General features: G+C 72.6%; 20 protein-coding genes. 9 read left to right on the top strand and 11 right to left on the bottom strand.

All coding sequences use genetic code 11. From position 1 onward, the window contains the following. Positions 1–140: 140 nt before the first annotated feature. The 4 genes from MKL01_RS23205 to MKL01_RS36270 all read left to right on the top strand — a co-directional run bounded on the left by MKL01_RS23205 (position 141) and on the right by MKL01_RS36270 (position 2,580). On the top strand, positions 141–380 hold the full coding sequence (locus MKL01_RS23205) for an acyl carrier protein (protein ID WP_007559070.1): 240 nt from the start codon (positions 141–143) through the stop codon (positions 378–380). A gap of 229 nt (positions 381–609) precedes the next feature. Then, a complete protein-coding gene (gene fabF / locus MKL01_RS23200; RefSeq protein WP_243907532.1) occupies positions 610–1,875 on the top strand; it encodes a beta-ketoacyl-ACP synthase II in 1,266 nt (421 codons plus the stop codon). 113 nt (positions 1,876–1,988) lie between these two features. Further along, positions 1,989–2,240 carry a DUF4926 domain-containing protein gene (locus tag MKL01_RS23195; RefSeq protein WP_243907531.1) on the top strand — a complete coding sequence of 84 codons (252 nt, stop codon included), beginning with the start codon at positions 1,989–1,991 and terminating at the stop codon, positions 2,238–2,240. Positions 2,241–2,262: 22 nt separating this feature from the next. Beyond that, complete coding sequence (locus tag MKL01_RS36270) at positions 2,263–2,580, top strand: DUF6883 domain-containing protein (protein ID WP_409566310.1); 318 nt, start codon at positions 2,263–2,265, stop codon at positions 2,578–2,580. A gap of 271 nt (positions 2,581–2,851) precedes the next feature. Here the strand turns inward: MKL01_RS36270 and MKL01_RS23190 are convergent, their stop codons facing one another. The 4 genes from MKL01_RS23190 to MKL01_RS35815 all read right to left on the bottom strand — a co-directional run bounded on the left by MKL01_RS23190 (position 2,852) and on the right by MKL01_RS35815 (position 6,412). Then, positions 2,852–3,562 carry a YidB family protein gene (locus tag MKL01_RS23190; protein WP_243907530.1) on the bottom strand — a complete coding sequence of 237 codons (711 nt, stop codon included), beginning with the start codon at positions 3,560–3,562 and terminating at the stop codon, positions 2,852–2,854. 107 nt (positions 3,563–3,669) lie between these two features. Next, positions 3,670–3,867, bottom strand: coding sequence for a hypothetical protein (locus MKL01_RS23185; RefSeq protein ID WP_243907529.1), 198 nt, complete (start codon positions 3,865–3,867; stop codon positions 3,670–3,672). 111 nt (positions 3,868–3,978) lie between these two features. Beyond that, complete coding sequence (locus MKL01_RS23180) at positions 3,979–4,245, bottom strand: hypothetical protein (protein WP_279604827.1); 267 nt, start codon at positions 4,243–4,245, stop codon at positions 3,979–3,981. An 88-nt stretch (positions 4,246–4,333) separates the two neighbouring features. Beyond that, the gene (locus MKL01_RS35815; protein ID WP_279604826.1) at positions 4,334–6,412 is read right to left on the bottom strand and encodes a hypothetical protein; all 2,079 of its coding nucleotides are present in this window, start codon (positions 6,410–6,412) and stop codon (positions 4,334–4,336) included. A 186-nt stretch (positions 6,413–6,598) separates the two neighbouring features. Between MKL01_RS35815 and MKL01_RS35810 the strand changes: the two genes are divergently transcribed. The 3 genes from MKL01_RS35810 to MKL01_RS23160 all read left to right on the top strand — a co-directional run bounded on the left by MKL01_RS35810 (position 6,599) and on the right by MKL01_RS23160 (position 8,183). After that, positions 6,599–7,471, top strand: coding sequence for a hypothetical protein (locus MKL01_RS35810; RefSeq protein WP_279604825.1), 873 nt, complete (start codon positions 6,599–6,601; stop codon positions 7,469–7,471). Positions 7,472–7,548: 77 nt separating this feature from the next. Beyond that, complete coding sequence (locus MKL01_RS23165; RefSeq protein ID WP_243907527.1) at positions 7,549–7,797, top strand: hypothetical protein; 249 nt, start codon at positions 7,549–7,551, stop codon at positions 7,795–7,797. Positions 7,798–7,859: 62 nt separating this feature from the next. After that, positions 7,860–8,183 carry a hypothetical protein gene (locus MKL01_RS23160; protein ID WP_243907526.1) on the top strand — a complete coding sequence of 108 codons (324 nt, stop codon included), beginning with the start codon at positions 7,860–7,862 and terminating at the stop codon, positions 8,181–8,183. A gap of 58 nt (positions 8,184–8,241) precedes the next feature. Here the strand turns inward: MKL01_RS23160 and MKL01_RS23155 are convergent, their stop codons facing one another. Then, entirely contained in the window at positions 8,242–8,469 is a 228-nt protein-coding gene (locus MKL01_RS23155; RefSeq protein WP_243907525.1) for a hypothetical protein, read from the bottom strand. Positions 8,470–8,864: 395 nt separating this feature from the next. On the opposite strand from MKL01_RS23155, the gene MKL01_RS23150 reads away from it, so the two are divergent. Next, positions 8,865–9,116 carry a hypothetical protein gene (locus MKL01_RS23150; protein ID WP_243907524.1) on the top strand — a complete coding sequence of 84 codons (252 nt, stop codon included), beginning with the start codon at positions 8,865–8,867 and terminating at the stop codon, positions 9,114–9,116. A 198-nt stretch (positions 9,117–9,314) separates the two neighbouring features. Here the strand turns inward: MKL01_RS23150 and MKL01_RS23145 are convergent, their stop codons facing one another. After that, on the bottom strand, positions 9,315–9,557 hold the full coding sequence (locus MKL01_RS23145) for a hypothetical protein (protein ID WP_243907523.1): 243 nt from the start codon (positions 9,555–9,557) through the stop codon (positions 9,315–9,317). A gap of 205 nt (positions 9,558–9,762) precedes the next feature. After that, positions 9,763–9,948: a hypothetical protein gene (locus MKL01_RS23140; protein ID WP_243907522.1), complete on the bottom strand. Its 186-nt coding sequence runs from the start codon at positions 9,946–9,948 to the stop codon at positions 9,763–9,765. Between the two features lie 93 nt (positions 9,949–10,041). On the opposite strand from MKL01_RS23140, the gene MKL01_RS23135 reads away from it, so the two are divergent. Next, entirely contained in the window at positions 10,042–10,260 is a 219-nt protein-coding gene (locus MKL01_RS23135) for a hypothetical protein (RefSeq protein WP_409566309.1), read from the top strand. A gap of 29 nt (positions 10,261–10,289) precedes the next feature. Here MKL01_RS23135 and MKL01_RS23130 read toward each other — a convergent pair whose 3' ends face one another. From MKL01_RS23130 to MKL01_RS23115, 4 genes are all read right to left on the bottom strand, one after another. After that, positions 10,290–10,619 (bottom strand): hypothetical protein, encoded by a 330-nt coding sequence (locus MKL01_RS23130; protein ID WP_243907520.1) that lies wholly within the window; start codon positions 10,617–10,619, stop codon positions 10,290–10,292. Between the two features lie 306 nt (positions 10,620–10,925). Continuing rightward, positions 10,926–11,213, bottom strand: a complete 288-nt coding sequence (locus MKL01_RS23125; RefSeq protein ID WP_243907519.1) for a PilZ domain-containing protein — start codon at positions 11,211–11,213, stop codon at positions 10,926–10,928. A gap of 233 nt (positions 11,214–11,446) precedes the next feature. Further along, positions 11,447–11,629 carry a hypothetical protein gene (locus MKL01_RS23120; RefSeq protein ID WP_243907518.1) on the bottom strand — a complete coding sequence of 61 codons (183 nt, stop codon included), beginning with the start codon at positions 11,627–11,629 and terminating at the stop codon, positions 11,447–11,449. Between the two features lie 395 nt (positions 11,630–12,024). Beyond that, a complete protein-coding gene (locus MKL01_RS23115) occupies positions 12,025–12,294 on the bottom strand; it encodes a hypothetical protein (protein WP_243907559.1) in 270 nt (89 codons plus the stop codon). Positions 12,295–12,330 lie beyond the last annotated feature (36 nt).

Raw genomic sequence — 12,330 nt, 5'->3', positions numbered from 1 at the left:
CATCACGGTTCGCCTCGCCGGTTCACCTCGAAGCACGCGCGATCGGTCACCGGCCCGTCAACAAGCCCGCAGGGGCGCGACGCGGCCACGGCACCACCCCGAGACGTTTGACAGACCAAAAGGACGAGGACGGAAGACCGATGAGCGATATCGCTGAGCGCGTGAAGAAGATCGTCGTCGAGCACCTGGGCGTCGAGCCCGAGAAGGTGGTCGAGAGCGCCAACTTCATCGACGACCTCGGTGCCGACAGCCTCGACACGGTCGAGCTGGTGATGGCCTTCGAGGAGGAGTTCAACGTCGAGATCCCGGACGACGCGGCCGAGACGATCCAGACGGTCGGCGACGCCGTGAAGTTCCTGGAGAAGAACTCCGCCGCCTGAGGCGCCGGGACCTTTCGATTCACGCGGCGCGGGCGAGGCGGAACAGCCCCCGCGCCGTTATGCGTTTGAGGCTCGCAGGCGTGATCGGTCCCCCTGGGACCGAATCCGCCTTCGGCGGTTGTAGACGATGCGCGCCGGCCCCCACGGGGCCCCAGAGACGGCCTCAGAGACGGCCTGGGGTCCGGCGCCGGTGGGCGGCGGGAACGCGCTTCAAGACGGGACGAGTGCTATGCGGCGGGTGGTGGTCACGGGTCTGGGGATGGTCACGCCGCTGGGCAGCGGGGTCGAGCACACCTGGAGCCGGCTGATCGCGGGCGACAGCGGCGCCGGCCCGATCCGCGGCTTCGAATCCGCCGACCTGCCCTGCCGGGTCGCCGCGCAGGTCCCCTTCGGCGACGGCACCGACGGCACCTTCAACCCCGACGCGGTGATGGAGCCCAAGGAGCAGCGCAAGGTCGATCCGTTCATCGTCTACGCCATGGCGGCGGCCGACGAGGCCCTGAAGGATGCCGGCTGGCACCCGAAGAGCCACGAGGACCAGTGCGCCACCGGCGTGCTGATCGGCTCCGGCATCGGCGGCATCGGCGGCATCTACGACGCCTCCGTGACCCTGCACGAGAAGGGCCCCCGCCGGATCTCGCCGTTCTTCATCCCGGGCCGGATCATCAACCTCGCCTCCGGACAGGTCTCGATCGCCCACGGCCTCAAGGGCCCGAACAACGCCGTGGTCACGGCCTGCTCCACCGGCGCCCACGCCATCGGCGACGCGAGCCGCCTTGTGGCGCTGGGCGACGCCGACGTGATGGTGGCGGGCGGGGCCGAATCGCCGGTCAACCGCCTGTCGATCGCCGGCTTCTCCGCCTGCCGGGCGCTGACCACCGGGTTCAACGACACCCCCGAGAAGGCCTCCCGCCCGTACGACCGCGACCGCGACGGCTTCCTCATGGGCGAGGGTGCCGGCATCGTCGTGCTGGAGGAGTACGAGCACGCCAAGGCGCGCGGCGCGAAGATCTACGCCGAGGTGGTCGGCTACGGCCTCTCGGGCGACGCCTACCACATCACCTCCCCGTCCCCGGACGGCGACGGCGCCTTCCGCTGCATGAGCGCCGCGGTGAAGCGCGCCGGCATCTCCCCGGCCGAGATCGGCTACATCAACGCCCACGGCACCTCGACGCCCATGGGCGACGAGCTGGAGCTGAAGGCCGTGGAGCGCCTCCTGGGCGATGCCGCCGCCCAGGCCACCATGTCGTCGACCAAGAGCTCGGTCGGCCACCTGCTCGGCGCCGCCGGCTCGGTCGAGGCGATCTTCTCGATCCTCGTCCTGCGCGACGGCGTGATCCCGCCGACGCTCAACCTCGACAACCCCTCCGTCGAGACCAAGATCGACCTCGTGCCCTTCGAGGCCAAGCGCAAGCAGGTGGACGTGGTGCTGTCGAATTCTTTTGGATTCGGTGGGACGAATGCCAGTTTGGTGATGCGGCGGGTCGATCGATAGCCGGGAAGATCTTCAGCGCGTGAAGGCATGATCGGGCAAGACGGTCTGATCGTCTTTTGCTCGACTCTGGGCGTCCCGGTTGCGTAATCCCGTGGCACGCCTATCATGATGCCATGAGGTTGGAATTTGCCTACCAGTTTCGACAGGTAGAGCCACGAGCGGATCTTCAAGATCTGGATCGGGTAGCGCTGACGGCTGCTGCCATCAGCGACGACGGCGATGTGCTGGCGGCCGGGACGGAAGGCACGATCATCAGCGTCTATCGCGGCGGTGAGGCCTACGTCGTCGAGTTTCCGACCCCGGTCGGCGCCCTGGCGACCGTACGACCGAAGGACATCCGATTGGTCGAGCGCGCCCCGGTGTGACCGAGGACGGCGAAGCGATCATATGGACCGTCGAATGGCCCAAGATCGTCACAGCTACCTGCTAAACCCATCGCACACGGACGGTGCATCCAAGGCCAGGTATCTGCTTGGATTCGGCTATACGGCGGCGGAGCCACAACGGCTCGCCGCGGATCTGGTGAAACACGCGCGCGACCACTGGCCGGGACGTGCCGTAGTCCGCCCCATCGGCCTCTTGCGTCGCGTATTCGAGGGACTCATGACGGCACCAGATGGCCGCGACATCTCCTTGCGCAGCGTCTGGGAGGCGACGAGCGCCACCGAGATGCGCTTCCTGACTGCCTATCCCTGGCGGCCCTGATACGCGATGCCGTATGGGGTCCCGTGATCTGGGATCGATGGTGCGACAGCAAAAGGCTGACGCTTTCCTAAAGGGGCCTCCAGGCGTCTCGGGACTACCGGAAGGCCCTCTTCGAGGCCGTGGCGCAGCGCCTCAGGATGCGAAAACTCCGTTCTTCACGAGTAAAGATCGGTATTTAACCGATAATACAAGATCAATCGCTCTACAGGCACTAATCTTTTGCGGCGTACCGCGCGTCACCTGTGAGCGCAGGGCCGCGCGGCGACGGTTCTTACCACCCCCGCCGCTCCTCCGCCCCCGGCACCCGCCCCTGCGGGGTGAGCGTGTGCACCACCTCCGGCAGCGCCTGAGCCAACTGGGACAGAAGCGTCTCGCGGTCCATCCCGGTCTGGCTCTGGAGGGTGTCGAGGGTGTCGGGGCCGAGCGCCTGGGCGAGCTGGGCCGGAGCCACCGGGCGGTTGCTGCCGTGGCCGATCCAGGAGTCGATCACGTCGCCGAGGCCCCCCTGGCGGAAGCGGTCGACCAGGCCGTCGAGGCCGCCCAGATCGCCCTCTCCATCCCCCGGCCCGAAGCTGTCCTGATGCGCCGGGGCGGCGCCGGTCCGGCCCGGGCCGTCGAGCATGCCGGACAGGTCCGAAAAATCGCCGGGCGGCAGGGACGGATCCACGGGGCCGGTGTCCCGGCGCTGGCCGGACTGGTCGAAGCCGCCGATGTCGCCCGGGTCGCCGCGCCCGCCGGCATCGGCGGGGTGCTGGCCCGGATCGCGGCCGTAGGGGCCGGCGCCGCCGGAGCGGTCGGCCTCGGGCCCCGGCTCGCCCTGGCGGCCGCGCCCGAAGATGTCGCCGAAGCCGCCGCTGGCGCCCTTGGCCAGCAGCAGCATCAGCAGGGCCTTCACCAGGGGCGACATCCCCCCGGAGCCCTGCCTCTGGCCGCCGAACACCTGACCGAGCACGCCGCCGATCGCCGATTCCAGAAGTCCCATGGCCCCCTCCCCGCAGAGCCTCGCTCCAGGCCCGGGCGGACAACAATCCGGGGCGGGTCCGGGTTGCCTCGGTCCGCGGGGCCCGCCGCCGATCCGCGCGGTCGTCCTCAGCGGGCCGGGCCGGCCGGGGTCGCCTGCGCCGCGCCGGAGGCCGGGCCCGCGGGTTCGGTCAGCGGCATCGTGGCGGCCGAGAGGGCGAGGGCGGCCAGGAACAGGCCGGTGGCGGCGGCGCCGGCCCGGGGGCGCGGCAGGCGGAGGGCGGCGCGGCGTTCCGCCGGGCGGGGCGTGCGATCGGTCGGGGACATGGCGGCCTCGTCGGTTCGGGGTGGGCGTCGGGCCCTGCATGCGGGGGCAACGCCGGCAGGCCGCGCTCCGGTTCCCGGACCGGTCGCCGAACCCCCTCCCCGGCCGGGCGCTCAGCCCCTGGCGGCGAGCCGCCGCCCCAGCGCCCCGATCGTGCAGCCGGCGAGGTAGGGCGGCAGGATCAGCGCGGCCGTCTCCAGCCAGAGGCCGGGCACCCCCGGCACGGCCTCGGCCAGGGCCGCCGCCGCCAGCAGCCCCGCCAGCACGAACAGGCCGAGGGGCACGCCGTACCGGTCCGGCCAGCCCGCGAGCCCCCCGATCACGAGGCCGAGCGCCCCCGCCCCGGCGAGACCCGGCCAGAAACCGTCGAGCAGTAGCATCACGGCCTCACGGCCTCCCTGCGGGCGCGGCCACGGCGCGCGGATGGGCGCGGCCCGGCGGGCGGGCGCGCTGCGGAACGGCCGGCCCTCACGGCAGCAGCGCGAAGGCGACCGGCCCGGCCGGCCCGTCCGGCCCGGCGCTGACCTGATCCGGGCGGGCCCCGGCCTGCAGCAGATACTCCACCACGGCCTGCGCGCGCAGCCGGGCCAGATCCTCCGGCGGCGCCTCAACGGCCTCGGCGGGCTTCTTCGCCGCCTTGCCGCGGCCGCCCGCATCCGCCCGGGCGGCGTCCTTCCTGGACGGCTCCGTCTTGGCCGCGTCCGTCTTGGCCGCGTCCGTTTTGGCGGGGGCGGCCTTTCCGGCGACGGCCTTCCCGGCCGAGCCGGTTCCCGCCGCGGGCGTGTCGGGCGTCATCGCGGGCTTGTCGTGCGTCGCCGCGGGCTTGCCAGACGTTGCCGCGGGCTTGTCGGGCATCTCCGGCTTGGCCGCGCTGGCGACCCGGGCGGGTTCGGCGGCGGGCGCGGGGGCTGGCGGCGGTGGCGGCGTCGGGGACGCCTTGGCCGGGTCCGCCGGGCCCGAGACCGCGAGGCGCAGCGACGGGCACGCCCTGGCCAGGGCGGCCAGCGCGTCGAGCGTGGGGTAGAAGGCCGGCGCCAGCACGGTGCTGCCCGCCGGGAAGCGCAGGCTCGCCCGCGCCAGGATGGCGGCGACCTCCGCCCGGCAGGTCTCCGGGTCGCGCCGCTCCGCCGGCTGGCGGGCCGACACCGAAGCCCGCCCGGTCCAGCCCGGGGGCAGCGCCGCGGCCAGCCGGTCGGGCGCGCGGGCGGCGCTCTCGCGGTAGAGGCTCTCGCCGGTCAGGGTCAGGGCCCGGTCGGAGACCGCGACCTCGCCGGCGGCAAGGTCCGTCACCAGGGGGACCGCGGCGACGAGGGCCTCGCCGAGATCGGGGGGCGCCCCCTCGGCGAGGCGGGTGCGGTCGATCACGGGCTCGCGGAACAGGCGCGGCTTCAGGGCGTCGAGCACCCGCTCCCGGGTGCGTGCGTCCGGCACGTGCCCGGTGAGCGTGACCGCGTCCGCGGTCCGGCGGAGCGTCACCCGGTAGGGCGAGAGCGGCCGCGCCGTCAGCGCCACCGGCCCGGCCTTCACGCCGGCGGGCCGGGCGTCGCGCATCAGCGCCTCCGCGTCCGGGATGGCCTGCCCGTCGATGGCGTCCCCGGTCACCGAGACGGCGCCGTCCGCGAAGGCGACGTGGCCGGTCTGGATCAGGTCGGCGAGCCGGAACGCGAAGGCGATCAGGCTCTTGGGATCGATCGCCGGGTCGAGGCCGCGGCCCAGCAGCAGCCGGTCGTCCACCGCCCCGCCGGCGGCGGCCTCGGTGGCGGCGCGCCGGGCGGCCTCCAGGTCGGGGGCGGAGGGCGCGAACCCGTCGAGCGCGACCCCCCGGGCGGTCTTCTCCACGGCGAACCGGTAGTGCGGAACGAGGGGCGGCAGGATCTCGATCCGCCCGACGCTGAAGCCCTCCGGCGGATCCGACAGGGCGGCCCGGAGCGCCTCGTAGGCGGGCACGTCCACGGCCTCGCCCGACAGGCTGAGCACGGTGTCGCTGAGCGAGGCCCGGCCGCCCTTGGCGAGGCCGGAGAGCCGGGCCGCCAGGAACGCCGCCGCACTCGGGAAGTCCGGGGGCGCCCCCCGGGCCGCCCGGGCGGTGTCGTCGAGGGCGGTGCCGGGGCCGAGCGCCCCGGTGACCCGCGCCTCCAGGGCCCGCCGGCCGATCTCCGCCGGGCGGCTGCCCTCCAGGGTCACCCGGTCCGGTCCCGTGCGGCGCGCGGTCCACTCGAACGGCGCGGCGGTCTCGACGAGGCCGACCTCCGAGACGATCCGTCGGGGGCCCTCCAGGGCGGCGAGGCGGGTGAGCGCGGCGGCTCGCGCAGCGGCATCCGGCGCCTCGCCGGCCGCCAGGAGATCGCGGCCCCGGGCCTCGAGCCGCAGCCAGGGCTCGCCGGTGCCGGTATCGGTCCCCGCCGCCACCGGCGCGCCCGCCGCCTCGATCCGGTCGGCGATCCGCGGGGCGGCGTAGAGGGTCGCGCTCGCCCAGGTCAGCGCGAGCGCCGGCAGGCCGGCGAGCCAGCCGGCATGGCGCAAGCCTGAGGCGAAGGATTCGGGCAACGGCACGATCGCAGATTGGAGCGGATCCGCCCGACACGACACCGCCTTTCCGGCAGGATGAAGGCCGGCCGTCCGGATCGGCGTCGCGCCCCGCCGGACATGGCCCCGCGGCCCGCGACAGCGCGCCACCGGAACCCGCCCCGGCCGCGGATTCGTTGGCCCCTGAAGCCCCTTGCGGAGGTCGTCATGCGGGTCATCCTCGCCACCGTGCTGCTCACCCTCGCCGGCCCGGCCGCGGCCCAGAGCCTGTCGGCCACCGCGACGGTGCCGAATTCGGCCTCGCTGGAGCCGCTCACGGCCACCGCCAATCCGGGCCAGCTCAGTCTCGGGGGCGGCTCGACGACCGGACCCTTCCCCACCCTCTCGGCGCAGACCGGCGGCCTGGTGAATGCCGGACAGCTCAGCCTCGCGGGCGGCGGCGGCGGGGGCGGCTCGATCGGGGCGCCCACCGGGACCGGCCTCGGCGCGGGCCAGCTCGGCGCCTCGGGGTCCGGGACCACCGGAGGGGCCGGGACCACCGGGGGGGCCGGGATCATCGGATCGCCGCCGGGATCGGGCGGGATCAGCAACACGATCGGCGCCGCCGGGACACGGATCGGCTTCGGCGTCTCGGGCGGAGGACAGAGCTCGCTGTCGGGCAACACCCTGCTGTCGCCGTCCGGCGCGCTGAACCTCGGGGGCGGCGCGACGACGGGCGGTCGGAGCTTCGGCTCGGCCGTGACCGCGTCCGGGTCCAGCAGCACCGGCCTGGGCACGGGCGGAACCGGGTCCGTCACGTCCGGTGCCTTCGGCCCCGCGAATCAGGGCACCGGCGCGAGCGTCGCCACGTCGGGGACGACGTCCGGAGGCGGCGCCGGGTCGGGCGGCGCCGGGATCGCCGCCGGATCGAACGCGACCGCGGGCCGGGACCTCGTCGCGGCGACGCCCACGGCGCAGGCCGGCGGGGGTGCGACCGGCGGTGCGGGCATCGGCGGTGCAGGGGCTGCGACGACCCGGACCGGCGACGTCTGCGGCGGGATCCCGGCCGAAGCCTGTCTCGGCGGTGGCGGCACGTTCTGACCGGCGGCCGCGCGGAACCGCGCACAAGCGCTGCCGTTCATTCAGTGCCGGCACCTCGGCCGGGACAGGAGGCAGGGATGAACGTCAATCTGGGCCGCATCTCGGTGGCGGCCGTTCTCGCTCTGGGGATCTCGAGCGCGGCGCTGGCGCGCGACGCGGGTCCGAAGGCTCGGGGAGCCGGCCACGCCTCGGGCCTGCACGGGATCGGCTTCACGGAGCCGAAGTTCGGGTCGGCCCTGCGCACCGGCAAGGATCAGCCCTACACCTGGCCGGTGAGCGACCGCTACCGTCCGGTCTCCCAGCCCTATTTTGGGCGAGCGTACTGAAGGGCGAACCGGAACGCCGCCGGCGCGGACCCGCGCCGGCGCCAGAGCCAGGAGAATGCGTGATGCGTCCTCGGAGCCGGCTCATCCTCGCGGCCCTCGCCGCCGCCCCGCTGTCGGCTCGAGCGGGTGAGTTCGCGCAGGCGCCGCCGATGCCCGGCATGGCCCTGACGCTGCCCGAACCCGGCATGGCGAACGGAGCCCCAGCCTTGCCGCCGCCTGCGGCGGTCCCACCGGTGCCGGTCGTGCCGCAGGCCGATCTCACCGGCGGCCGCCGGCGGCCCCGGGTGCTCGGCGGCGGGTTCCGATCCGTCGACGGGCAGCTTCCGAACCAGCGCACCGGCCCGAAGCACGAGCACGTCGTGCACGACATCTGCATCGGCTGCTGAACGCTCCGACCCGCCGGGACCGCGCCCGGCCGCGTCCGGAGGCCCGTCGCGGACGCGCCTATTGCAGCGCGCGCCCGCGGGTGTTGGCCCGGATCCAGCGCGGCGACAGGATGTCCCCCGCTTCCGTGATGATCCAGGGCTGCGCGTCCTCGGCCTCGATCGCCTGCGTGGCCGCGGCGAGCGCCTCGCGCAGGGTCGCGAATGGCCGGCCCTCGGCGGAGCGGCCGGGGGAGCGCCGGGCCCAGACGGTCAGTTCGGCGCGCTTGTCGAGATCGGCGGGCGTCATCTCTCGCTCCGGGTGCTTGGTGCGTCGCAGATCTCTAGCGTGCCCGTGTGACGCGGATCTGGCGAACATGTTGCCGATTCGTGTCGCGCGTCGAGGCCCGTCCTCGCCCGAACGTGCGAGGCGAGAATCGCCCGTCTGCGCCCACGACCGAAAATAAAATCTGGTCCGGCATCAATTCAAATTTGAAACCCGGAAGTGGAAATTTTGTGCCTCTGCGCCGAATGCATGGCTCATGCAATGGTCGCCCGTATGGAATGCCCGAGAGGTCTTCCAAACATTGCAGTACCTTTCCAGCCCTGCGATATGCTGCATTGCGCAACGATCATACCGCAGCGCACAAATTCGTGGTGTCATAGGGCGTCGATTGCAGCTCGTGATCGAAACGGAGACGCACCATGCGCACGATCCTCATCCTCGCGTCGGCCGCGTTTGCCTCGGCCGCCGTGAGCGGGTCCGCCGCCGCGGACGACCGCCTCCACCTGACGCCGCCGCTCTACCGGGAGCAGGCCCGGGACATCAGGCAGATCCATCCGATGGATGAACTGACGACCACGCCTCAGCCGGTGAGCGCGCCGGTCACGCGCCGCAGCACGGTCTCGGCGATCGATCACCGGATGGTTCAAGCCTCCGCCGAGACGCGGCGCTGAGCGTGGCGCCGGAGGCTGCGGGAGCTCACCCGTTCCCCTCCGGCCCGACGGAGCAGATCGCGATCGCCCGGCGATCGCGAAGGGTGCAGAGTTTCGGGTTCAACGCGCCGCCATGATGGGCCGGTGGCGGATCCGGCAACGGGCGCTTCCGTCGGGCACGTCCCGACGGCCAGACGCTTGCCGCCCACCCCTCGGGCGTCAGACGACGTGCAGGGTCCGGGCCGCCGCCGCCGGGGCGACCCCACGGCGGATCAGCCGGCGCGTCCGCGCCCGCTGATCCCGGCCGGCCTCCAGCGCGGCCGCCGCAGCGTCGTAGCCGCCGCGGTACATCTCCAGCCAGGCCCACTGCATGGCTACCCCGAGCAGGACGGCGGTCTCGGCCTGACGCAGGCCCAGCCGCAGGCTCTCGTCCGCGAGCCGACCAACCTCCGTGTAAATCATCCGCGTCCCCGCCCCGGTCCAATGGAACGGGCTCGATACGCGACGGACCTGGCCTGCCGGTCTCTGCCGATGCGGGCGCCCGTCGCAGGCGCGACGTCGAAACGCAGATTGTCCACCCTACCCCCTTCTTCGTAAGCCGCATGGCGCGGTCGGCTCGGGGCACGCGCCGACCGCGCCGATCGTCGCCGTTCCGGGTCGGAACCCCTCAGATCTCGGTCTCGCGCCGGACGACGGCCTTCTCGCCGCTGCCCTTCTGCGACAGGCCGACTTCGGGACCCTCTTCGGGGATCGACGGCGACCCGGTGACGCCGGCCGGCTCGGGCTCGCCGGGCTCCGGTTCGAGCGGTGCGGAGCCGTGCTCCTGTGGCTCGATCGCGCGTGGGTTCGTCATCCGGGCCCTTCCTGCCACCGGTCAACGCGCGACGGACAGTCCGGCTCCCGCGTCGTACGGTCTGGAGGAGCGGGATCGCCGCGACAGCGCTATATGTGGGATGAGAGCGAGGAGTGCGTTGTGTTCACCGTCAAGGGGATCGATCCGTCCGGGCGCGTCATGTCGTTCGCCTGCGGGACCGACGAGCAGGCCATGGAGAAGACCTGGGAACTGGCCCGGCGCGGGTTCCGCGAGATCACGGTCGCCGATCCGAAGGGAAAGGAGATGTCGGCGAGCGCCTTCGAGCGGTCGCTGAACATCGACTGGGAGTGAGGACCCGGCGCGGCCGGGTTCGGCGCGCCTCAGTGCAATTCATAGCAGTTCGTGACCACACGCGGATTGCGCGTCACGTCGTACAGGATCGAGCACTGGATCAGGTAGGTCCTGTCCTTTCTGCGGAACAGGATCAGCGACGAGCGATTGTCGAGGGTCCCGGCATAGCCGGCGACCTCCCATCCGTCCGCGCCGAGGCGCTCGATGGAGAGCGGCTGCTCGGCGGCCGCAATCCCGGCGGGCCATCCGATCCCGGCCGCCAAGCCCCCGCACACGAGCGCGCGCCAGGCCCTGGCTGTCCGCGCACCGGGACGGCGACGCAGGGCGCGGCCCGCCCGGACGGGACGCGTCCGCGTCACCGCTTCGGCCCCGGGTCGAGATCCGGACGGGGTTCTTCCTGCGGCGGCGCCGGACCGTCCTCAGGGGCGGGCGGGAGTCGCGGAGGCGGCATCTCGCCGGTGTTCGGCGGCGTCGGCAGGCCTTGGGGCAGATCGGGACCGTCGTCCGCGTCGGGCGTCTTCGGATCCGGCATGGGCTGTTCCCGCGGTGGCGCTGGCCTCAGCGCCGTGCGTCGGCGCCCGACGGGAAACGGCTGACCCGCGGGAAGGTGCCGCAGACCCGGCGTGCCGGACCGGCGCAGCCCGTCACCGCCGCGTCGGGCGGCTTCAGGCGCAGGCGAACGCCCGGCCGTCCGAGCCCGCGGCTGCGGGCAGGTCGGTCGTCGCTCCGATCTCCTCCGCCTTGCGCCAGACCGCCCGGCAGACGAGGAACTCGTTGCTCGCGTCGATGCTGAGAACGAAATGCTCCGGCACGATCTCGGCCTCCGGGAGGGCGATGCGGATGCCGCCGGCCGATCGGTCGTAGACGATGCACGGCAGGCTGCGATGCTCGTCGACCGAGATGCTGCCGGCTTCATTCAGGCGCGTGCGCGGGGTGCTGCGTCGTTCGAACATCGCCGCCTCTTGGAACTGCGCAGCCAGGATCGGGCACGCGCCTTCAGGCGGGGTTTTCGAAATGCATCAAATTGTCGGTAAGTGCGCTGGAATGTGAATTATGAGTTTTTGGTGCAGATCGCGCCATTATTCAGCGTAGCGAGAGGGTCGATTAACGGTCGCCGGCGCCGGGTCCCCGCGCCGGACGTCCTGGTTTGGACGGAGCGGTCCGGCGGGCGATCGTCGCCCGGAGGCTATCCGGTGATCACCTCGACGAGTGTGGTCAGGAACCCCAGGGCGACGGCGCCGATCCCGCTCATGAAGGCCACGTCCCACCCGGCGAATTCCTTCGACTGGGGTGCCCGCAGGACGGTGAAGATCGTGAGGGCGGCCCCGCACACGACGAGCGCGATGGCGAGGTAGATCGGCCGTGACATGACGCTTCCTCCGCAGCCGGTCTGGCGGCCCTTGCGGGCTCTTGTGCGGACGCAGGCGACCGGCGTGATCTGTTTTAACGTGTCCGTGATCGAAGCATGACAGACGAGAACGCGGTAAACAAGATGCCGCAGAGGTTCTGCATTGCAGAACGACTGCGGGCTGATTGGTGAGAAGCTTGTTGAGCGGAAGGGCTTCGGGTGGCGTCGCGCGGATCGCGGGTCTTCCGGTGCGGACGCGGTTGCTCTCCATCGACGCGGCCGCGGATCGAGGCGGAGAAGCGTGCGGGTCTGGTCCCGACACTCCCGGGCGTCATCCAGCGCGGACCAAAGCGTCGCCCGCGCGAAGGCCGTGGGTCCGCGTCCTCGGTCCGGTGGACCGAGGCTGACGCCGACCGTTACTTCCGCGCTGCCATCAGGTCGTGGGTGAGCACCGTCAGCTTGCCGATGAGGCTGCTGATGTCGGCACCCTTGCACGACCATTGCGTCCCGATCGCTTCCCCGTCCGCGGAGACGGAGACGACCGCCACCGACCGCAACCGGCCTTCGCGGGCGAGTGCCAGCTGTTCCTGGAGTACGGCAATGATCGATGCGGTGTCTTCGTCGGCCACGGCGGCCGCGACATGCGCCGGAAAGGGCACCACCGTATTCGTCTGCTCTCGCTTCATCGCGCTGAACCCTCGGCTCTCGTCCTCGGGTTCGGC

Source organism: Methylobacterium sp. J-070 (assembly GCF_022829385.1).
Lineage (GTDB): Bacteria > Pseudomonadota > Alphaproteobacteria > Rhizobiales > Beijerinckiaceae > Methylobacterium.
This window is presented reverse-complemented; position numbering and strand designations above follow the sequence as displayed.